This window comes from Streptomyces sp. NPDC002793, from assembly GCF_040295485.1.
GTDB lineage: Bacteria > Actinomycetota > Actinomycetes > Streptomycetales > Streptomycetaceae > Streptomyces.
Window position 1 is genome coordinate 107,161 of record NZ_JBEOVL010000003.1, and the last position, 19,865, is coordinate 127,025.

Sequence of the window (19,865 nt, forward strand, 5' to 3'; positions counted from 1 at the left end):
TGATGGACCTGGCCACCCGTCGCCGCCGGACGGCGTTGTTCCTCTTCTTCCTCATACCCGGCTTGGCGGTCTCCTCCTGGGTGACGCGGACCCCCGACATCAGGGACCAACTTGGCGCTTCCACGGCCGAGATGGGGCTCGTCCTCTTCGGCCTTTCCGTCGGCTCCATGCTCGGGATCCTCGGCTCCGGGGCACTGGTGGCACGGTTCGGCACCCGGCCGGTCATGGGCGTGGGGACGACGCTGGTCGTCGTCAGCATCGTGGTCATCGGCTGCGGGACCCTGCTCTCCTCGGCACCCGTCGTCACGGCCGGGCTGTTCCTCTTCGGCACCGGCATGGGCGGCGGTGAGGTCGCGGTCAACATCGACGGCGCCGAGGTCGAGCAGATCATCGGCCGGACGGTCATGCCCACCCTGCACGGCTTCTTCAGCCTCGGCACGGTCGTGGGCGCGGTGATCGGCATCCTGTGCACCGCCGTCGAGTTCCCGGTGCAGTGGCACCTGGGCGCCGTGGCCGTCGTCACGGCCGCCATGTTCGTGTACGCCGTCCGCGCCATCCCCGCCGGGGTCGGCAGGACCCGGGGCGCCAGGTCGGCCGACGGCGGCCCGGCTCCGGCCCGGGCAGCGGTGTGGAAGGACAAGCGGCTGCTGCTGATCGGCGGCGTCATCCTCGCCATGGCGCTGGCGGAGGGCGCCGCCAACGACTGGCTGCCGCTGCTCATGGTCGACGGCCACGGCGTGGACGCGGCCCTGGGCTCGGCCGTCTACGCGGGCTTCGCCGCCGCGATGACGATCGGCCGCTTCGGCGGCGGCTTCTTCATCGACCGCTTCGGCCGCGCCCCGGTCGTCCGGGCCAGCGCGCTGTCCGCGGCCGTCGGCCTGACCCTGGTCATCTTCTCCGACTCCCCCGTGGTCGCCGGTGCCGCGGTGCTCTTCTGGGGCCTGGGGGCCTCGCTCGGCTTCCCCGTCGCCCTGTCCGCGGCGGGCGACTCCGGCCCCGACTCGGCAGCTCGCGTCAGCCTGGTGGCGATGATCGGCTACGTCGCCTTCCTCGTCGGCCCCCCTGGCCTCGGCTTCCTCGGCGACCACTACGGGCTGCGCTCCGCCATGATCCTCGTGCTGGCCTTCGTCGTCGTCGCCGTCTTCCTCACCCCGGCCGTCGGCCCCCGCCGCGCCACCCCACCGGAGGTGCGCCCCGCGAAGGCGCCGGTGCCCGGGGCGCCCAGGAACGACGCCCGGACGGCCGGCCGCGACTGAGGACGGCTACGGGCGGCACCGCGTGTCACGGTCCGGGCCCTGCCCGGTACGGTGCCGCCCCGCGGCGGCGGTGCTCAGCTCTGTGCGGTGTCGTCGCCCGTCTGTCCGGTGCCCTCGGCCGCGCCCGCCTTCTCGCGCATCTTGCGCACCAGCTCCGCCTTCCGGCCGGCCGCGCTCTCACGGTCGAGGTTGCGGTGCGGGCCGTTGTTCTGCCGTTCGGCGCGGGACAGCCTCTTGCGCTGGCCGCCGCCCATGCCGACGGGGTTGTTGATGTTCTTGCTCACGGTCACGGGTTCTCCCGGTAATGATGCGAAGTGGTCTACGGATTCACCGGCGGGGGACGGGCGGCGACATCGAAGGACGTCGACAGCGGCCCATCACGCTCTCACTCGTGAATCGTCGCCTGGAATGACGACGACGTTACCCGGTTCCGTCGGCTCCGCACACCAGCCCCTGCCCCACCCCGGCACGGCTTCGGGCCGGCGGTGCGACTCCCGTCGGCCCGGCGAGGACGTCGCGGCGGGCTGCCGTTTCAGACGCCGTCCTTGTGGCCGTTCGCGACGAGCAGCTGCTCCATGCTTTTGTGGGCGGGGGCGGCTTTGGCGTTGCTCTTGTCGTGGAAGAACCTGAGGTAGCGGATGAGGGTGCTCACACACTTGTCGCGCCCGTCGTACTCCGCGTTGTCGACGAGTTCGCAGTCTTCGGAGATCTCCATCGTCCGCCCGTCCGGACCGGTGTACACGGGGTGCCAGATCAGTTGCACGTCCGGGTTCAGCCGCTGGACCAGTTGGAGCTCCGGGACTTCCAGCCTGATGAGGATGGAGTCGGGAGCGTAGGCCCGCACGAAGATGTGCACGGGGCCGGTGGCGAGGGACACGAAGGCCTTGGACAGAATGCTCCACATGGGCCCTGTCAGCTTCCAGTCCGGATGCAGTTCCAGGACGTTGAGCACACTCCCGATCCGGGTCTGCGCCAGCGGTGTGTGGCCCTTCTCGTGCGCGTAGTCGTTGACCTCGATGCCGCCGGCCCACAGGGCCATGGTCGGCGTCCTGATCTCCAGATGCTTGGTCACGAGCTTGACGAACTCCTGGTACCAGGTGTTCGTCGCACGGATCTCGCGCTGCTCCTGGCGGTCACTCGTTCTCGCCGTGGCCTCATCGTTCAGCGCGCCCTGTGAGTCGATCCCGCCGAGCAGGAGTTGCCAGGCGTCCTCCGCATCGCCTTGGGGTATGCCCGCGGCCTTTGTCAGTTTCTGGTACGGCCCCCACTCGGGGTGCTCCGTGGGCCTTGCGGCGTAGTGCTCGTTCAGGGCCCCCCTCTGGCGCTGTACCCAGCGAGTCGCCGCCGCGTTCCCCGCGCGCTGCTGCAGCGCAGCCACGCCGGTGAGGGGTGCCCCACGCCTGGCGGCGGCCTGCGGCGCCGTCCGCGTCGTCTGCGCCCTCGAGGCTCTCCGTTGCTCGCGCACGCCCTTCCCGTCCTTCCGGTCGATCTCCCGAACATAGGGCGGTACCGGTGAATGGACGAGGTACGGGAGGGCAGCCCTGGGGGCACGTGTTCCCTCCGGGACTTCGGAGGTGTGTCCTGAAGCGGTTGGGTGCGCAGTCGGGGCGCCTTGCCGAGGAAGTCACACGGAGCGTGCAGACCTCGCGGCTGCGGCTGGTCACCTCGCCCGAGGCCGACCTGGGCCGCCGCCGCCGACCTGACGGCCCGGAGACGGCCCACACCTGATCATGACTACGGGCGGGGCGCCTCCGCAGGACCGGGCGCCCCGCCCACTCGGGGCCGCGTGAGCCACCGACCTGCGCCTACAGCACCGGCAGCAGGTTCTTCAGCTCGAAGGCCGTGACCTCGCTGCGGTACTCCTCCCACTCCTGCTTCTTGTTGCGGAGGAAGAAGTCGAAGACGTGCTCGCCCAGCGTCTCGGCGACCAGCTCGCTCTTCTCCATCAGCGAGATCGCCTCGCCCAGGTTCTGCGGCAGCGGCTCGATGCCCATCGCGCGGCGTTCCGAGTCGGAGAGGGCCCAGACGTCGTCGTCGGCGCCGGCCGGGAGCTCGTAGCCCTCCTCGATGCCCTTGAGGCCGGCGGCGAGCAGCACCGCGTACGTCAGGTAGGGGTTGGCGCCGGAGTCGATGGAACGGACCTCGACGCGGGCCGAGCCGGTCTTGCCGGGCTTGTACATCGGGACGCGGATCAGCGCGGAGCGGTTGTTGTGGCCCCAGCAGATGTACGAGGGGGCCTCGCCGCCCGCGCCGGCGGAGCGGCTGGAGCCGCCCCAGATGCGCTTGTAGGAGTTGACCCACTGGTTGGTGACGGCGGAGATCTCCGCGGCGTGCTTGAGCAGGCCCGCGATGAAGGAGCGGCCCACCTTGGAGAGCTGGTACTCGGCGCCCGACTCGTAGAAGGCGTTGCGGTCGCCCTCGAAGAGGGAGAGGTGGGTGTGCATGCCCGAGCCCGGGTACTCCGAGAACGGCTTCGGCATGAAGGTGGCCTGCACGCCCTGCTCCAGCGCGACCTGCTTCATGACCAGGCGGAAGGTCATGATGTTGTCGGCCGTGGAGAGCGCGTCGGCGTAGCGGAGGTCGATCTCCTGCTGGCCGGGGGCGCCCTCGTGGTGGCTGAACTCGACGGAGATGCCCATCGATTCGAGCATGGTGATCGCCTGGCGGCGGAAGTCCATGCCGACGTTCTGCGGGGTGTGGTCGAAGTAGCCGGAGCTGTCGGCCGGGGTGGGGCGGCTGCCGTCGACCGGCTTGTTCTTCAGCAGGAAGAACTCGATCTCCGGGTGGGTGTAGAAGGTGAAGCCCAGGTCGGAGGTCTTCGCGAGGATGCGCTTGAGGACGAAGCGCGGGTCCGCGAAGGACGGCGAGCCGTCGGGCATCAGGATGTCGCAGAACATGCGTGCCGTCCCCGGGGCCTCCGCGCGCCACGGGAGGATCTGGAACGTGGCGGGGTCCGGCTTGGCGATCATGTCCGACTCGTACACACGGGCGAAGCCCTCGATCGCGGAGCCGTCGAAGCCGATGCCTTCATCGAAGGCCTGTTCGAGCTCGGCCGGGGCCACGGCGACGGACTTGAGGTAACCGAGGACATCGGTGAACCACAGCCGTACGAAGCGGATGTCGCGCTCCTCAAGGGTCCTGAGGACGAATTCCTGCTGCTTGTCCATAGCCACATCCTTGCAGTTCAGACGGTCCGTGCACCACCGCCCGGGGTAGGGGGGACACCTCAGTATCACGACCCGGGATTTCACCCAGATTACGCACACGGTGTGAGAGAGAGCACGCGGCCACCCACTACGATCGGCGCCCATGGTGTGCAAGGGCCGCAGCCGCTCGGCCACGGCCCTCCGCACCCCGGTTTTCCGCTCCGCTCCCGTCCCTCCCGACCCCTTGGCAGAAGGACCCGACGTCATGAGCTTCGACCCCAGGACCCAGATGGACCGGACGCGCGACACCGACCGTGCGCGCGGCCGCCGCAACCAGGTCCTCGCCATAGGACTGAGCGCCGTCGTGGTCGCCGGACTGCTGGGATTCGGCACCTACATGCTCCTGGAGAAGTCCGAGGCGAAGGAGCGGACGCAGGAGAGCGAGGCGCAGGACTCCAAGCAGACCGAGCAGGAGGAGGGGAAGCTCGCCGCCGAGCCGATCGCGGGCGAGAAGACGTGGGACGCGAAGCTGCTGACCCGCGAGCACGTCGAGACCGGCGTGACGTACCCGATGCGGCCCCCGGTCGGCGGGAACCACAATCCGGCCTGGCTGAACTGCGACGGCGTCGTATACGAAAAGGCCGTCCCCGACGTCAACGCCGTGCACTCCCTGGAGCACGGCGCGGTCTGGGTGACGTACAACGGCAAGGCGTCCGGCGCCGATGTCGACGCGCTCTCGTCCCGGGTCAGGAGCACCCCGTTCTCGCTGATGTCCCCGTACGAGGGACAGGCCGGGGCGATCATGTTGAGCGCCTGGGGCAAGCAGGTCACCGTGGACGGCGCGGACGACCCGCGGGTGGCACGGTTCTTCGCGAAGTACGTCCAGGGCGCGCAGACTCCCGAACCGGGTGCGCCCTGCACCGGCGGGATCGACGGGTGAGCCCCGCGTCGGCCCGTCGCACCCGGTGGGTGGCGGGTACCGCCGTGGGCCTCGCCCTGCTTTTCGCCGGCGCGGCGACGGTCGCCGCCGCGCGGGACGACGGGGCCGCGCCCGGGCCCCGTACGCCTGCCGCCGGGTCGGCGGACGCCGGCTTCGCGCGGGACATGGCCGTCCACCACCAGCAGGCCGTGGAGATGTCCTTCCTCGTGCGGGACGTGACTGAGGACGAGGGCGTACGGCGGCTCGCCTACGACATCGCCAACACGCAGGCCAACCAGCGGGGCATGCTGCTCGGCTGGCTGGACCTGTGGGAGCTGCCGAAGACGGCGCCCGAAGGGCAGGGGCCGATGGCATGGATGTCGGACTCCCAGGACGGTCACGACGACGACGGCCACGGCGGTCACGGCGGCCCCAGCGGCCACGACACGCACGGCGCGACGGAGGACGCCGACCGTGACGGGGCCTTCATGCCCGGCATGGCGACCAGGACCGAGCTGAAGCGACTCCGTGCGGCCGACGGCGAACAGGCCGAGATCCTCTTCCTGCGGCTGATGACCGACCACCACGAGGGCGGCGTCGCGATGGCCCGTGGATGCGTCGAGCGGTGCACCGTGCCCGTGGAGAAGCGCCTGGCCCAGGGCATGGTGGAGGCCCAGCAGGCCGAGCTGGACCTGATGGCGGACATGCTCGCGGCGCGGGGAGCCACGCCCCGTCCCTGAGGGCGGGCCGCCCCGGCGTACGCCCGAACGGGTGACAGCGTTCGCGTGCGCCGGGCGGGCCCCCGACGATGGAAGGACTCGGGGCCGTACAGCAGTGCCCATCGGCACGCAGGAGGCAACCCATGACGACGGCCAAGGACATCATGCACACCGGGGCCCACTGGATCCCCGCCCATGAAACGCTCGACCGCGCCGCTCAGATGATGCGGGACCACGAGGTGGGGGCGCTCCCCGTCTCCGCCGACGGCGAGCAGGACCGGATGGTCGGGATCATCACCGACCGCGACATCGTGATCAAGTGCGTGGCGGCGGGCCACGATCCGTCGAGGGTCACGGCGGGCGAGCTCTGCGACGGCACCCCGCGCTGGATCGAGTCGACGGCGGACGTCGACGCGGTGCTGGAGGAGATGCAGGGCCACCGCATCCGCAGGCTCCCGGTCGTCGAGGACAAGAAGCTGATCGGCATGATCAGCGAGGCCGATCTGGCGCTGCACCTCTCGGACGCGCAGGTCGCCGGCTGGGCGGAGAAGGTCTACGCACGCGCCTGAGCCCACGGCCGGTGCCCGCCGTTCCGTCCCCGTCCGGGGGCGGTCCGCCGCTTCCGGGCGGGGAGACTCCGGGACATCGCGTCAGTCAGACGATTAGACTGGCCGGGTGCCTCAACTACGTCTCGCACTCAATCAGATCGACGCGACCGTCGGTGACCTGACCGGCAACTCCGAGTCGATCGTCCACTGGACGCGGCACGCCGCGGAGCAGGGCGCCCACCTGGTGGCGTTCCCCGAGATGGTGCTGACCGGGTACCCCGTCGAGGACCTGGCCCTGCGCTCCTCCTTCGTGGAGGCCTCGCGGACCGCGCTCCGCGCCCTAGCCGCCCGCCTCGCCGACGAGGGCTTCGGGGAACTGCCCGTCGTCGTGGGCCATCTCGACCGCTCGGAGCACCCGGCACCGCGTTACGGACAGCCCGCGGGATCCCCGCGCAACGCCGCAGCCGTCCTGCACCGGGGGCAGGTCGCGCTGACCTTCGCCAAGCACCACCTGCCCAACTACGGCGTCTTCGACGAGTTCCGGTACTTCGTGCCGGGTGACACGATGCCCGTCGTACGGGTGCACGGCGTCGATGTGGCGCTCGCGATCTGCGAGGACCTCTGGCAGGACGGCGGCCGCGTCCCGGCCGCCCGCGCGGCGGGCGCCGGACTGCTGCTGTCGATCAACGCCTCCCCGTACGAGCGCGACAAGGACGACACACGACTGGAGCTGGTCCGTCGGCGCGCCCGGGAGGCCGGCTGTACGACGGCGTACCTGGCCATGATCGGCGGCCAGGACGAGCTGGTCTTCGACGGGGACTCGATCGTCGTCGACCGGGACGGCGAAGTCATCGCCCGTGCGCCCCAGTTCGCCGAGGGCAGCGTGATCCTCGACCTGGACCTGCCGGCCGGGGCGGCCGAGGCGCCGTCCGGGGTCGTCGACGACGGTCTGCGGATCGACCACGTGGTCCTGAGCGAGGCGCCGCTCCCCGCCTACGAGCCGGAGTACGCCGGTGGGTACGCGGAGCGGCTCGACGACGACGAGGAGCTGTACTCGGCGCTGGTCGTGGGCCTGCGCGCGTACGCCGCGAAGAACGGTTTCGGGAGTGTCCTGATCGGGCTCTCCGGCGGCATCGACTCGGCGCTCGTCGCGGCGATCGCCTGCGACGCGCTGGGGGCCGAGCACGTGTACGGCATCTCGATGCCGTCGAAGTACTCCTCGGACCACTCCAGGGACGACGCGGCCGAGCTGGCCCGGCGCACGGGGCTGAACTTCCGCACCGTACCGATCGAGCCGATGTTCGACGCGTACATGGGCTCGCTGGGGCTCACCGGGCTGGCCGAGGAGAACCTCCAGTCCCGGCTGCGCGGCACGATGCTGATGGCGGTCTCCAACCAGGAGGGCCGGATCGTGCTGGCGCCGGGCAACAAGTCCGAGCTGGCGGTGGGCTATTCGACGCTCTACGGGGACTCCGTCGGCGCCTACGGGCCGATCAAGGACGTGTACAAGACGTCGGTCTTCCGTCTCGCGCGGTGGCGCAACCGCGCCGCCGAGGATCGCGGGCAGACCCCTCCGATCCCGGAGACGTCCATCAGCAAGCCGCCGAGCGCCGAACTGCGCCCGGACCAGGTGGACACGGACTCGCTGCCGGACTACGACGTGCTGGACCGGATCCTGGAGCTGTACGTCGACCGGGACCAGGGCCGCGACGCGATCGTGGCGGCCGGCTTCGACGAGGCCCTGGTGGCGAGGACGCTGCGGATGGTGGACACGGCGGAGTACAAGCGGCGGCAGTACCCGCCGGGCACGAAGATCTCGCCGAAGGGCTTCGGCAAGGACCGCAGGCTGCCGATCACGAACCACTGGCGCGAGTCGAGCTGACCGGTACGGGTCTCGCGCGCCCCGGAGGTACGGGCCGGCGGGGGTGTCCCCCCGCCGGCGCGTAACCGTCGTAGCCCCTTACAGGGAACGCGCCTCCGCCGGCTCGCGTGCCTCGGCGGGGGCGCCGGAGGCCACCACCCGTGAGGTGCCGGGGGTCCGGTCCAGCACTCCCGCGGTGATCGCCACGGCGAGGCCGGCCACGGCCAGCACCGCGCCGACCAGGGCCGGGGACGTCCAGCCCCAGCCCGCCGCGATGGCGACCCCGCCGAGCCAGGCCCCGCCCGCGTTGGCGAGGTTGAAGGCGGAGTGGTTGGAGGCGGACGCCAGCGTGGGGGCGTCCTTCGCCTTGTTCATCACGAGCATCTGCAGCGGAGTGGTCGTCATGAAGCCGACCCCGCCGAGCAGCACCACCATGATCAGCGCCGCCCACTGCACGTGCACCGTGAAGGGGAAGACCACGAGGACGACGGCCAGGGCCCCCAGTGAGCCGTACAGGGTCGGACGCAGCGCCCGGTCGGTCAGCGGGCCCGCCGCCAGCGCGCCGAGGGTCATGCCGATGCCGAACAGTGCGAGGACGAGGGTCACCGAGGACTCGCCGAAGCCCATCGCCTCGGTCGTCATGGACGAGAGGTAGGAGTAGACGGCGAAGACACCGGCGAATCCGAGGACCGCGGTGAGCAGGCCGAGGACGACCTGCCGGTTGCCGAGCGCGCTCAGTTCGCGGCGTACGCCCTGGTGCGCCTCGGCGGGGATCTGCGGGACGAGGCGGGCGAGTGCGGCCATCGCGACCAGGCCGATCACCGCGACCACCATGAACGTGGCGCGCCAGCCGAGGTGCTGACCCAGCAGGGTGGCGGCGGGGACGCCGACGATGTTGGCCACGGTCAGGCCGAGGAACATCGTGGCGACGGCGCGGGCCTGGCGCCCGTCCGGCACGAGACGCGCGGCGACGACCGCCCCGACCCCGAAGAAGGCCCCGTGCGGGAGCCCGGCCAGGAAGCGGCCGGCCATCAGCCAGCCGAAGTCGGGGGCGAAGGCGGAGGCGAGGTTGCCGACGGTGAAGACGGCCATCAGCAGCAGGAGCATCCGCTTGCGCGGGATCCTGGAGCCGAGGCCGGTGAGCAGCGGGGCACCGAGGACGACGCCGATCGCGTACGCCGAGACGAGGTAACCGGCGGTGGGCACGGACGTTCCCAGATCGTCCGCGACGTTGGGCAGCAGGCCCATCATCACGAACTCGGTGGTGCCGATGCCGAAGGCGCTCACAGCGAGGGCGAGCAGGGCCAGGGGCATGGAGAAGACCTTTCGGGCAGGGGGCCGACCGGGGCCCTGGAGGGGCCGGGTGGCGGCGGGGTGTGTGCGGGAGCGTCGGCTTCGTTGCCGGGACGGGTTATGTATCCCGTCGGAACAAAGTCTCTCAGACGTTTTATGCCCGGACGTGAACATGCCGTTGCGTCGGGGTGTGATGTGGACGTCACTCGGCGACCGCGGCCTGCCCGCGCACCGCCGCCAGCGCCCCCGCCCCCGCGAGGGCCAGGCACATCAGCAGGGCGCTCACCCAGACCGGGGAGCGGAAGCCGAGGCCCGCCCCGAGGGCCAGGCCGCCCAGCCAGGGGCCGGCCGCCGCGCCCACGTTGAAGGCGGCCGTGGCGAAGGAGCCCGCCATGGTCGGGGCGTCCGGAGCCAGGTGGAAGACCCGGGTGATCAGCGTCGTACCCGTACCGAAGGCGAGCGCGCCCTGGAGCAGGACGAGCACGAGGGCCGCCACCGGGTGGGCCGCGGTCAGGGCGAGTGCGGCCCATCCGGCGGCCAGCGCGCTCATGCCGATCCCGATGAGGGCCCCCGGGCGGGCGTCCGCCAGTCGTCCGGCCAGGGTCACCCCCGCGAACGAGCCGACGCCGAACAGGGCCAGCACCACGGGCACCCAGCCCGCGCCGAAGCCGGTGACCCGGGTGACCAGCGGTTCCAGGTAGGAGAACGTACAGAAGGTCGCCCCCTGGACCAGAGCCATGACCAACAGCGTCAGCAGCAGCCGGGGGCGGGCCAGGGCGCGCAGCTCGCTCTCCGCGCTCACCTGCGGTGCGTCGTCGGGCCGGCCGCCCGGCACGGCCACCAGCAACGCGACCACCGCCGGTACGGAGACGAGGGCGACGGCCCAGAACGCCGAACGCCAGCCCCACAGTTCACCGAGCGCCGCACCCGCGGGCACGCCCACCACACAGGCGACGGTGACCCCGCCGACGACCACGGCGGTGGCCCGCGCCCGCTGGTGCGGGGCGACCATGGCCAGCGCGGTGACCAACGCCACCGCCCAGAATCCCGCGTTGGCCAGCGCCCCCACGACCCGGGTGGCGAGCAGCACCCCGTAGCTGGAGGTCAGGGCACCGACGACATGGACGGCGACGAAGACACCGAGGAAGAACAGCAGCGCCCGGCGCCGGGGCCAGGTGCGGCCGACCAGAGCGGTGAGCGGCGCCCCGATCACCATCCCGACCGCGAAGGCCGAGGTGAGCAGCCCTGCCGCACCCAGCGAGACGTCGAGGTCACCGGCGATGCCCGAGAGCAGCCCGGACAGCATGAATTCCGATGTGCCCTGGGCGAAGACCGCGAGCCCGAGCACGTACACAGCGATTGGCATGAGGAGAGGACCCCTTGTACGGAACCGTCGGAGGAACGAGCGGCGTGCAGGGGGGATGCGGGCCGCGCCCGTCGTCACGCGCGCACGGGGCGCGAGGACGGCAACGCGGTGGAACGTCCGGTGTTCTCACGGGACATGGGAGTCGGACTCGGAAGTCGGACAGGGAAGTCGGCCCACACCGCCCGGGAAGATCCGGCGGTGGCCGACGGCACGACGGAGAAGCCCGCTGACCGCTGGGATCAGGGGCGTTCGGCGTCGGTGACCGGCCACCGGCGAACCGGCGGCCTGAGTCTGTCGGACTCGGGGCTGGGCACGGGAGGGAGCGTACCAACCGCCGTGGGGGCGGCGCTCACCATTGCACGCGGGCCGCGATCGGGAGGTGGTCGCTGTCCGTGGCGGGGAGGGTCCAGGAGGCGAGGGGCTCGACGCCCCGCACCATGATCTGGTCGATCCGCGCCATCGGGAAGGAGGCCGGCCAGCTGAAACCGAAGCCGTCGCCCGCCGCGCCCTGGGTGGAGCGCATCTGGGAGGTGACCGCGTGCAGCGAGCGGTCGTTCATCGTGCCGTTCAGGTCGCCGAGCAGGACCACCCGCTCCAGCGGTTCGTCGGCGATCGCCTCGCCCAGGGCGTCCGCGCTGTCGTCGCGCTGGTTGGCGGTGAAGCCCGCGTTCAGCTTGACCCGCACGGAGGGGAGGTGGGCGACGTACACCTTCACCGCGCCCTCCGGGGTGGTGACGGTGGCGCGCATCGCACGGGTCCAGCCGAGCTTGATGCCGACCGGCTTGGAGTCCGACACCGGGTACTTGCTCCACAGCCCGACGGTGCCCTGGACGGAGTGGTGCGGATAGTGGTCGGCGAGCGCCTTCTCGTACGCGCCCACCTTGCCGCTCGGCAGCTCCTGCAGGGCCACGATGTCCGCGCCGGAGCCCGCGACCTGCTGGGCCGTTCCGGCCGGGTCGGGATTGCCGGCGTTGACGTTGTGCGTGGCGACGGTGAGGTTGCCGCCGGTGCCCGACTTGTCGGCGAAGAGCAGTCCGCCGAAGAGGTTGAGCCAGACCGCGACGGGCAGGACGAGGGCGATCAGCGCAGTCGCGGAGCGCCGGACCAGGCCGAGGAGCAGCAGCACCGGCACGAGGAGGCCGAACCACGGCAGGAACGTCTCGATGAGGCTGCCCGTGTTGCCGATGGCGTTCGGGATGTCCGAGTGGAAGACCATCACGACGGTCAGGAGGACCGAGCAGAGCGCCAGGAGGATGCCCCGCCGCCAGATGGAGCGGTCGTTGGCCAGTCTGTGACGCAGGGCCTGGAATCGGGAGCTGTGCCGCGGACCCGCGTCGGCGTCCTCGGTGTCCGTCCTGTACGCCTGCACCATTGCGCTCGTCCTCACTGACTTGCCCTACACATCACCGCGCCTCCCGACCCTAGGCGATGGGTGACGCCGTTTTCGCCGCCGACGACGGCCGTACTTCCATCAGGACGACCGACTCGACACGAGAGGTTCCTGCCGGAGCCGCGGTTGTGAGGCTCGTGACAGAACGATCACACAGGGGCGGCCCTCGACGCCATGACTGTGACCTGCGTTTTCGGCGGGAGCGCCGCGATGCCTCGGAGGAGGGTCCGGTCTCCGGACACCGTCCACCGGGCGCTGTGGGACCCGTGCCCCGGGCCCACTTCCCGGGAACGGTTCCGGGATGCCACCATGGAAGGGATCCGGGGACGCCGTCAGGGCGCCTCGAGATGACGAAGGAGCCGTTGGCCATGTCGCTTCAGGCTGCGCAGAACCAGTCCGCCACACCCCCCGCGGGTCCCGCTCCGGGCGCCGGTAAGGCCCTGTACGGAGGCAGCAGCACCCGCCGCATCAGCGTCCACGACATCGCCGCCGCCAGTGAGCGCGGCGAGAAGTGGCCGATGCTCACCGCCTACGACGCGATGACCGCGTCCGTCTTCGACGAGGCCGGGATCCCGGTCATGCTCGTCGGTGACTCCATGGGCAACTGCCACCTCGGTTACGAGACCACCGTGCCGGTCACCATGGACGAGATGGCCATCCTCTCGGCCGCCGTCGTGCGGGGCACCAAGCGCGCCCTCATCGTGGCCGACCTGCCCTTCGGGGCGTACCAGGAGGGCCCGGTCCAGGCACTGCGCAACGCCACCCGGCTGATCAAGGACGCCGGTGTCGGCGCGGTCAAGCTGGAGGGCGGCGAGCGCTCCCACGAGCAGATCCGGCTCCTGGTCGAGGCCGGGATCCCCGTCATGGGCCACATCGGCCTGACCCCGCAGTCCGTCAACTCCATGGGCTACCGGGTGCAGGGCCGCGGCGAGGAGGCCGCACAGCAGCTGCTGCGCGACGCGAAGGCGGTGCAGGACGCGGGCGCGTTCGCCGTCGTCCTGGAGCTCGTACCGGCCGAACTGGCCGCGGAGGTCACCCGCACCCTGCACATCCCGACCGTCGGCATCGGCGCCGGGCCCGACACCGACGCGCAGGTCCTCGTCTACACCGACATGGTGGGTCTGACCGGCGGCAAGGTGCCGAGGTTCACCAAGCAGTACGCGAACATGCGCCAGGTGCTCACCGACGCCGCCAAGGAGTACGCCGAAGAGGTCATCGGCGGCACGTTCCCGGCGGCGGAGCACACCTTCCACTGACGCCCCCTCCGACCACTGCCGCACCACCGACAGCCCGCCGACTTCCCCCATCGGCGGGCTGTCGCCCGTTCCGGGCCCGCTGTCGGCGATATGTCGGTGACTTGTCGGTGGCGGCTGGTCTGATGGTGTCCATGACGCGAAACGACAAGAACCTCAGGAGCGGCGGGAACGCCGTCGAGGTACGGGGGCTGGTCAAGCACTACGGCACGACCAAGGCGCTCGACGGTGTGGACCTCGATGTGCGCGAGGGCACCGTCCTCGGCGTGCTCGGTCCCAACGGCGCCGGGAAGACCACCCTCGTACGCTGCCTTTCCACCCTGATCGTGCCGGACGCGGGACATGCCGTCGTCGCCGGGTACGACGTGGTGAAGCAGCCCCGGCAGCTGCGCCGCACCATAGGCCTGACCGGGCAGTACGCCTCGGTGGACGAGAAGCTGTCCGGCTGGGAGAACCTCTACATGATCGGGCGGCTGCTCGATCTGCCGCGCAGGAAGGCCCGGTCCCGCGCCGACGAGCTGCTGGAGCGCTTCTCGCTCACCGAAGCCGCCAGGAAGGCCGCGATGGAGTACTCCGGTGGTATGCGCCGCCGGCTCGACCTGGCCGCGTCCATGATCGGCAGCCCGTCCGTCCTCTACCTGGACGAGCCGACGACGGGGCTCGACCCTCGTACCCGCAACGAGGTCTGGGACGAGGTGCAGCGGATGGTCGCGGAGGGGGCGACGGTGCTGCTCACCACCCAGTACATGGAAGAGGCCGAACAGCTCGCGAGTGAGCTCACCGTCATCGACCGGGGGAAGATCATCGCCCGGGGCGGGGTCGACGAGCTGAAGGCGAAGGTCGGCGGCCGCACCCTGCAGATCCGGCCCTCGGACCCGGGGCAGCTCGCCGGCATGGCGCAGGCGCTCAGGGAGACCGGACTCGACGGGGTCGCCGGTGCGCAGGCCGTCCCGATCCCGCAGGAGGTCGCGGCATGAGCACGACGACTCTGACGCCCGCCCCCACCGACGCGGCCCCGGCCGGTCCGGCCACGAAACTCCACGACGAGGGCCGGATCGGGCTCCGGAACAACCTGCGCCACATCGGGGCGCTGGTGCGGCGCAATCTGCTCCAGATCAAGAAGGATCCGGAGTCGATGTTCGACGCGCTCCTGATGCCGGTCATCTTCGTGCTGCTGTTCGTGTACGTCTTCGGCGGCTCGGTCGGCAGCAGCATGGGCGGCAACCGGCAGGACTATCTGAACTACCTCATCCCCGGCCTGATGGCGATGATGGGCATGAACATCGCCATGGCGGTCGGCTCCGGCGTCAACGACGACTTCCGCAAGGGGGTCATGGACCGGTTCCGCACCATGCCGATCGCCCGCTCCTCGGTGCTCATCGCCAAGATCGTGGTCGAACTCGGCCGGATGCTGGTCGCCACGCTGATCCTGCTCGCCATGGGCTTCGCGCTCGGCATGGAGCTCCAGGGGTCGGTGCTCGGCCTGGTCGGGGCCATCGCCCTGGCGGCCGCGTTCGGCGCCGCCATCATGTGGATCTTCATCCTGCTCGGACTGAGCCTGAAGACTCCCCAGGCGGTCCAGGGCATGGGGATGATCGTGATGATGCCGCTCCAGTTCGGCTCCTCCATCTTCGCGCCGACGCAGACGATGCCCGGCTGGCTGCAGACGTTCACCGACTACAACCCGCTGTCCACCCTGGCCGACGCGGCCCGCGGCCTGATGATGGACGTCCCGCTCGGCCACTCGGTCTGGCTGACGCTCGGCTGGACCGTGCTCATCACCCTGGTGATGGCACCGCTCGCGGTGTCCAAGTTCCGCAAGAAGACCTGAACTACGCGTCCAGGTACACGTGCACCAGGGCGGTGGCCTCCTCCAGCGTGAGGCCGCCGCCCTCGGCGTACGCGGCCTCGTACGCCTCGGAGTCGGACAGGGCCGCGCGGGCGGTCTCCTCCGCGCGAGCCAGGTCCCGGCGCTCCGTCGCCGTGGTCACGTAACTCTCCGGGAGCAGCGCCGCGTGGAGACCGAGCAGCCGTGCCGCGTCCGCGCCGCGCCCCTCTCCACCGGGCCCTGCCAGCGCCCAGGCGACGGCGACCAGGTGGATGGCGGTCATATGGGGCGCCACCATCATCACCATGGTGTCCCGGGACCGCTCCATCGCGCGGACGGCCCGGGGCAGGGCGGTGTCGTAGAGCCCCTCCAGGTTGTCCAGCCAGGCCTGGAAGCCCAGGATGAACCCCTCGAAGAACGGCACGCTCTCGGACGCGAACACCTCGCGCAGTATGTCCAGGTGCTCACGCGCCTCAGTGATACGGCCGGTCCTTCCCAGCCAGAGCGCGAGGTACAGCCGGGCCCAGGGCCTGGCCTCGGAGCCGGACCGGCCCCCCTCGGCGAGGACGTCGCGCAGGATGCCCTCGCCTTCCTCACCACGGCCCGTGTCGCAGAGCGCGGAGGCGTACCTGGCGCGCAGCACCGCCACCTGGGCGTGCGCTCCGAGTTGTTCGGCGTAGGCGACGCCGGCGTGGAAGTCCTCGGCGGCGGCCTCACTGTCCCCGTTGCGCTCGTTGGCCTCGCCCCTGGAGGCGAGTGCCTCGGCGGCGCCCCAGGCGTCCCCGAGGCGCGTGAAGATGCCCAGGCTCTCGTCGGCGTCACGCCCGGCCTCGCCCGCCCAGTCGGGGCGGTTCGCCAGCGCGTTGGCCCGCATCTGGAGGGCGATGGCGAGCTCCCACTCCTCACCGAGCTCCCGGCAGGTGCGCACCGTGCCGTCCAGCAGCGCACGGAACTGGTCGTGGTCCCCGGTGAACAGGACGGCGAACATCCACATCGACCCCGGCGTGCGGCAGGTCTGCGGCTGGCCGGGCCGGTAGGTCCGGGCGACCGCCCGCAGGCGTTCCAGGCCGGCGCCCGTGGCCCACTCTTCGGTCTCGTGGTCCATGTTGGCCAGCTGGACCAGCCACACCCCGCGCCGGGCCTCCTGGAGCTGCTCCGGCTCCATCGGCGGCGGACGGTCGGTGCAGCGTTCGGTCAGCGAGGGGGCGGGCTCGACGGGTCCGGCGAACGGATCGGGGCCGAGAGCCGAGACCGCGTCGGACCAGAAGCGCGCCTCGCTCCGCAGATCACGCATCTGCCAGTACCAGAAGAGACAGTGGACGAGGCAGAGCGCCTCGTGCTCGTCCTGCGCGGCGACCGCGCGCCGCAGCGCGGTGCGCACGTTCTCGTACTCGCGCCGGAACAGCGCGAGCGCGGCCCGCTGACCCGCGCCGCGGAGTTCGGGGTCGGTCGTGCGGGCGAGTTCCCGGTAGTGGACGAGGTGGTGGCGTTCGGCTGCGGCCCGCTCCCCCGACGCGTCGAGGTGTTCCGCGGCGTATTCGGCGACGGTCTCCAGGAGCCGGTAGCGCATGTCGCCGTCGTCGCCGGGAGCTGCCACGACCAGGGACTTGTCGACCAGGGAGCCGAGGAGCAACGCCACGTCACGGGTGTCGATGCCACCGGGATCCGTTCCCGCCAGGGAGCAGACCTCTTCCGCCGCGGTGATGCCGCAGCCCCCGGCGAACACCGACAGTCTTCGCAGCACGGCCCGTTCGCCGTCGTCGAGGAGGTCCCATGACCAGTCGACGACCGCGCGCAGGGTCTGCTGGCGCGGCAGTACGGTGCGGCTGCCGCTGGTCAGCAGGCGGAAGCGGTCGTCGAGACGGTCGGCGATCTGGCGGGGGCCGAGCATCCGCAGCCGGGCGGCTGCCAGCTCGACGGCGAGCGGCAGCCCGTCGAGTCGGTGGCAGATCTCCGCGCATGCCGCCTCCGTCTCCGGGTCGGCGTCGGGGCGGAAGCCGGGCCGGGCGGCGGCGCCACGGTCGGCGAGCAGGCGCAGGGCCATGGGGTCGGGCAACGGGCCGACGGGGCGCAGCAGTTCGCCGGGGACGCCGAGGGGCTCCCGGCTCGTCGCCAGGACGGTGAGGCCGGGGCAGCGGGCCAGGAGGTGATCGGCGAGCCGGGCCGCCGCCCCGATCAGATGCTCGCAGTTGTCGAGCAGCAGGAGCATCTTCCGAGGGGCGCAGTGCTCGGTGAGGCGGGCGAGCACGCTGCCCGCCCCGGTCCCGGAGCTCCGCTCGGCGACGCGGAGGCTTTCGGCTCCGGCGCCCCGCAGCACGGTCTCGCGGGCGCCGAGCGCGCTGAGCACGGCCTCGGGGACCGCCTCCGGGTCGTCGACCGGGGCGAGTTCCGCCAGCCACACGCCGTCCGGCCAGGAGGCGGCGGCCGCTTCGGCGGCCTCCTGGGACAGCCTGGTCTTGCCCGCGCCGCCCGGGCCCAGGAGGGTGACCAGCCGGGCCCTGGTCAGGTCATCGCGCAGGTCCGCGATGTCCGCCTCACGTCCTACGAAGCTCGTGAGCCTGGCCCGCAGATTGCCCGGGCGTGCGGGCAGGGGGGCGGGAGCCGGGGCCGGGGCGGGCGGGCCCTGGCGCAGCAGTTCCTCGTACAGGGTGTGGAGTGCCGGGCCGGGGTCGGCGCCGAGGCGGTCGGCGAGCAGGGTGCGCACCTCGTCGTACGCCGCGAGTGCCTGTGCGGTGCGTCCGGCGTCCCGCAGTGCCCGGATCCGTAGGGCCTGCAGCGGTTCGTCCAGGGGGTGGTCGGCGCAGAGCCCGGCGAGTTCGGGCAGGACGTCGTCTGCCCGCCCCTGCGTGAGGACGGCCTCGATCCTGGTCCGGCGGGCGTCCAGGCGCCCGGCCTCCCAGCGGGCCGCCGCCACGGCTCGGTCCGGCAGGTCGGCGAGGGCGGGGCCCCGCCAGAGGGCGAGCGCCTCGTCGAGGGCGGTGACGGCCTTCGCCGCGTCGCCCTCCCGCAGCGCCCTGGTCCCCTCCCCCGCGAGCCGCTCGAAGCGGTACAGGTCCACGGCGTCCGGGCCGGCGGCGAGGCGGTAGCCGTCGGCAGCCGACGCGATCGCGTCCCGGCCGAGCGCGCGCCTGAGCCGGCCGACCAGTGCCTGCAGGGCTCCCGGGGCGCCGGCCGGCGGGTCCCCGTCCCACACCTCGTCGACGAGCACCCCGGCCGGGACCGCTCGCCCGGGGCTCAGGGCCAGCACGGTGAGCAGGGCGCGCAGCCGTGCCCCGCCGAGGGCGACGGGCGTACCGTCGGCGCGGAGGGCGCGGGTGGTGCCGAGGATGCCGTAGTGCACGCGCCCATTGTCCGTGACGGCTCCCCTCTCCGGGCAACCGGCACCCGTGGGTGAGGCGTTCTCGCCGTGTCACCCGTACTGTCGGGGGCTCCACCGCCGTCCAGCCCTCAGGAGTGCCGCCGATGACCACCGCGTTCCGCCGCCCCAGCGACCGGCGGGTCAGCCCGATCTTCGTCGGGATCGTCTCCGTCATGGCCGTCTCGGGCTGGGCGGTGTGGACGGACTTCGCGGCACAGACCGGCTTCGCGGTCTTCCTCTTCGTCACCGCTGCCTGGATCGTCTCGCTCTGTCTCCACGAGTACGCGCACGCGCGCACCGCACTGCACAGCGGCGACGTCTCGATCGGGGCGAAGGGCTATCTGACGCTCAATCCGCTCAAGTACACCCATGCGCTGCTGAGCATCGTGCTGCCCGTGCTGTTCGTGATCATGGGCGGCATCGGTCTGCCGGGCGGGGCGGTCTACATCGAGCGGGGCCGCATCAGGGGGCGCTGGAAGCACAGCCTGATCTCGGCGGCCGGTCCCCTGACGAACGTGCTGTTCGCCGTCGTCTGCACGGCACCGTTCTGGCTGGGCGCCCTGGACGGCGTTCCGCTGTCGTTCCGGTTCGCGCTGGCGTTCCTGGCCCTGCTCCAGGTGACGGCGGCGATCCTGAACTTCCTGCCGGTTCCGGGCCTCGACGGCTACGGCGTGATCGAACCGTGGCTCTCGTACAAGGTGCGGCGTCAGGTGGAGCCGTTCGCGCCCTTCGGGCTGATCGCGGTCTTCGCGCTCCTGTGGATCCCCGAGGTGAACGGGGTCTTCTTCGACGCGGTGGACGCGCTGCTGCGGGGGCTGGGCGTCGACGAGGTCGAGACGTACTGCGGGCTCGACACCTACCGCTTCTGGCAGGAGTGGTTCGGCGACCAGGACCCGGGCTGCGCGATGCTCCGCTGAGCGCGGTGACG

The 19,865-nt window shown here is 71.6% G+C and carries 15 protein-coding genes and 1 pseudogene; 9 read left to right on the forward strand and 7 right to left on the reverse strand.

Annotated features, from left to right (window positions below; all coding sequences use genetic code 11):
• The first annotated feature begins 2 nt into the window (after positions 1-2).
• Positions 3-1,256, forward strand: a complete 1,254-nt coding sequence (locus tag ABT001_RS03730) for an MFS transporter (protein ID WP_351271820.1) — start codon at positions 3-5, stop codon at positions 1,254-1,256.
• Between the two features lie 74 nt (positions 1,257-1,330).
• On the opposite strand, the gene ABT001_RS03735 is transcribed toward ABT001_RS03730, so the two are convergent.
• The 3 genes from ABT001_RS03735 to glnA2 all read right to left on the reverse strand — a co-directional run bounded on the left by ABT001_RS03735 (position 1,331) and on the right by glnA2 (position 4,423).
• Positions 1,331-1,546: a DUF6243 family protein gene (locus ABT001_RS03735; protein WP_351271823.1), complete on the reverse strand. Its 216-nt coding sequence runs from the start codon at positions 1,544-1,546 to the stop codon at positions 1,331-1,333.
• A 242-nt stretch (positions 1,547-1,788) separates the two neighbouring features.
• Positions 1,789-2,634, reverse strand: coding sequence for a hypothetical protein (locus ABT001_RS03740; protein WP_351271826.1), 846 nt, complete (start codon positions 2,632-2,634; stop codon positions 1,789-1,791).
• Between the two features lie 427 nt (positions 2,635-3,061).
• Complete coding sequence (gene glnA2 / locus ABT001_RS03745) at positions 3,062-4,423, reverse strand: gamma-glutamylpolyamine synthetase GlnA2 (RefSeq protein WP_351271829.1); 1,362 nt, start codon at positions 4,421-4,423, stop codon at positions 3,062-3,064.
• Positions 4,424-4,667: 244 nt separating this feature from the next.
• Here glnA2 and ABT001_RS03750 point away from each other — a divergent pair, with 244 nt between their 5' ends.
• From ABT001_RS03750 to ABT001_RS03765, 4 genes are all read left to right on the forward strand, one after another.
• Positions 4,668-5,342, forward strand: coding sequence for a thioredoxin-like domain-containing protein (locus ABT001_RS03750; RefSeq protein ID WP_351271832.1), 675 nt, complete (start codon positions 4,668-4,670; stop codon positions 5,340-5,342).
• A complete protein-coding gene (locus ABT001_RS03755) occupies positions 5,339-6,061 on the forward strand; it encodes a DUF305 domain-containing protein (protein WP_351271835.1) in 723 nt (240 codons plus the stop codon). Before ABT001_RS03750 ends, ABT001_RS03755 begins: the two co-directional genes overlap by 4 nt.
• Positions 6,062-6,183: 122 nt before the next feature.
• Positions 6,184-6,609, forward strand: coding sequence for a CBS domain-containing protein (locus ABT001_RS03760; protein ID WP_351271838.1), 426 nt, complete (start codon positions 6,184-6,186; stop codon positions 6,607-6,609).
• A gap of 106 nt (positions 6,610-6,715) precedes the next feature.
• Positions 6,716-8,470, forward strand: a complete 1,755-nt coding sequence (locus ABT001_RS03765) for an NAD+ synthase (RefSeq protein ID WP_351271841.1) — start codon at positions 6,716-6,718, stop codon at positions 8,468-8,470.
• Positions 8,471-8,548: 78 nt separating this feature from the next.
• On the opposite strand, the gene ABT001_RS03770 is transcribed toward ABT001_RS03765, so the two are convergent.
• The 3 genes from ABT001_RS03770 to ABT001_RS03780 all read right to left on the reverse strand — a co-directional run bounded on the left by ABT001_RS03770 (position 8,549) and on the right by ABT001_RS03780 (position 12,408).
• Positions 8,549-9,763: an MFS transporter gene (locus ABT001_RS03770; protein WP_351271844.1), complete on the reverse strand. Its 1,215-nt coding sequence runs from the start codon at positions 9,761-9,763 to the stop codon at positions 8,549-8,551.
• Between the two features lie 181 nt (positions 9,764-9,944).
• Positions 9,945-11,108 (reverse strand): Cmx/CmrA family chloramphenicol efflux MFS transporter, encoded by a 1,164-nt coding sequence (locus tag ABT001_RS03775; RefSeq protein ID WP_351271847.1) that lies wholly within the window; start codon positions 11,106-11,108, stop codon positions 9,945-9,947.
• Positions 11,109-11,457: 349 nt separating this feature from the next.
• Entirely contained in the window at positions 11,458-12,408 is a 951-nt protein-coding gene (locus ABT001_RS03780; protein ID WP_502967420.1) for an endonuclease/exonuclease/phosphatase family protein, read from the reverse strand.
• 458 nt (positions 12,409-12,866) lie between these two features.
• Between ABT001_RS03780 and panB the strand changes: the two genes are divergently transcribed.
• From panB to ABT001_RS03795, 3 genes and pseudogenes are all read left to right on the forward strand, one after another.
• On the forward strand, positions 12,867-13,754 hold the full coding sequence (gene panB / locus ABT001_RS03785) for a 3-methyl-2-oxobutanoate hydroxymethyltransferase (RefSeq protein ID WP_351271853.1): 888 nt from the start codon (positions 12,867-12,869) through the stop codon (positions 13,752-13,754).
• A gap of 122 nt (positions 13,755-13,876) precedes the next feature.
• Positions 13,877-14,704 (forward strand): annotated as a pseudogene (locus tag ABT001_RS03790) (ATP-binding cassette domain-containing protein); the annotation flags it as partial.
• A 20-nt stretch (positions 14,705-14,724) separates the two neighbouring features.
• Positions 14,725-15,582, forward strand: a complete 858-nt coding sequence (locus ABT001_RS03795) for an ABC transporter permease (RefSeq protein ID WP_351271856.1) — start codon at positions 14,725-14,727, stop codon at positions 15,580-15,582.
• 1 nt (position 15,583) lies between these two features.
• On the opposite strand, the gene ABT001_RS03800 is transcribed toward ABT001_RS03795, so the two are convergent.
• On the reverse strand, positions 15,584-18,919 hold the full coding sequence (locus ABT001_RS03800) for an ATP-binding protein (RefSeq protein ID WP_351271859.1): 3,336 nt from the start codon (positions 18,917-18,919) through the stop codon (positions 15,584-15,586).
• A gap of 122 nt (positions 18,920-19,041) precedes the next feature.
• Here ABT001_RS03800 and ABT001_RS03805 point away from each other — a divergent pair, with 122 nt between their 5' ends.
• The gene (locus tag ABT001_RS03805; RefSeq protein WP_351271862.1) at positions 19,042-19,854 is read left to right on the forward strand and encodes a site-2 protease family protein; all 813 of its coding nucleotides are present in this window, start codon (positions 19,042-19,044) and stop codon (positions 19,852-19,854) included.
• Positions 19,855-19,865 lie beyond the last annotated feature (11 nt).

Bases quoted from the DNA above. Each gene is read 5' to 3' on its own strand.
- ABT001_RS03775 (WP_351271847.1), bottom strand. From the start codon at position 11,108: ATGCCAATCGCTGTGTACGTGCTCGGGCTCGCGGTCTTCGCCCAGGGC.
- ABT001_RS03760 (WP_351271838.1), top strand. From the start codon at position 6,184: ATGACGACGGCCAAGGACATCATGCACACCGGGGCCCACTGGATCCCC.
- panB (WP_351271853.1), top strand. From the start codon at position 12,867: ATGTCGCTTCAGGCTGCGCAGAACCAGTCCGCCACACCCCCCGCGGGT.
- ABT001_RS03730 (WP_351271820.1), top strand. From the start codon at position 3: ATGGACCTGGCCACCCGTCGCCGCCGGACGGCGTTGTTCCTCTTCTTC.
- ABT001_RS03750 (WP_351271832.1), top strand. From the start codon at position 4,668: ATGAGCTTCGACCCCAGGACCCAGATGGACCGGACGCGCGACACCGAC.
- ABT001_RS03770 (WP_351271844.1), bottom strand. From the start codon at position 9,763: ATGCCCCTGGCCCTGCTCGCCCTCGCTGTGAGCGCCTTCGGCATCGGC.
- glnA2 (WP_351271829.1), bottom strand. From the start codon at position 4,423: ATGGACAAGCAGCAGGAATTCGTCCTCAGGACCCTTGAGGAGCGCGAC.
- ABT001_RS03795 (WP_351271856.1), top strand. From the start codon at position 14,725: ATGAGCACGACGACTCTGACGCCCGCCCCCACCGACGCGGCCCCGGCC.
- ABT001_RS03805 (WP_351271862.1), top strand. From the start codon at position 19,042: ATGACCACCGCGTTCCGCCGCCCCAGCGACCGGCGGGTCAGCCCGATC.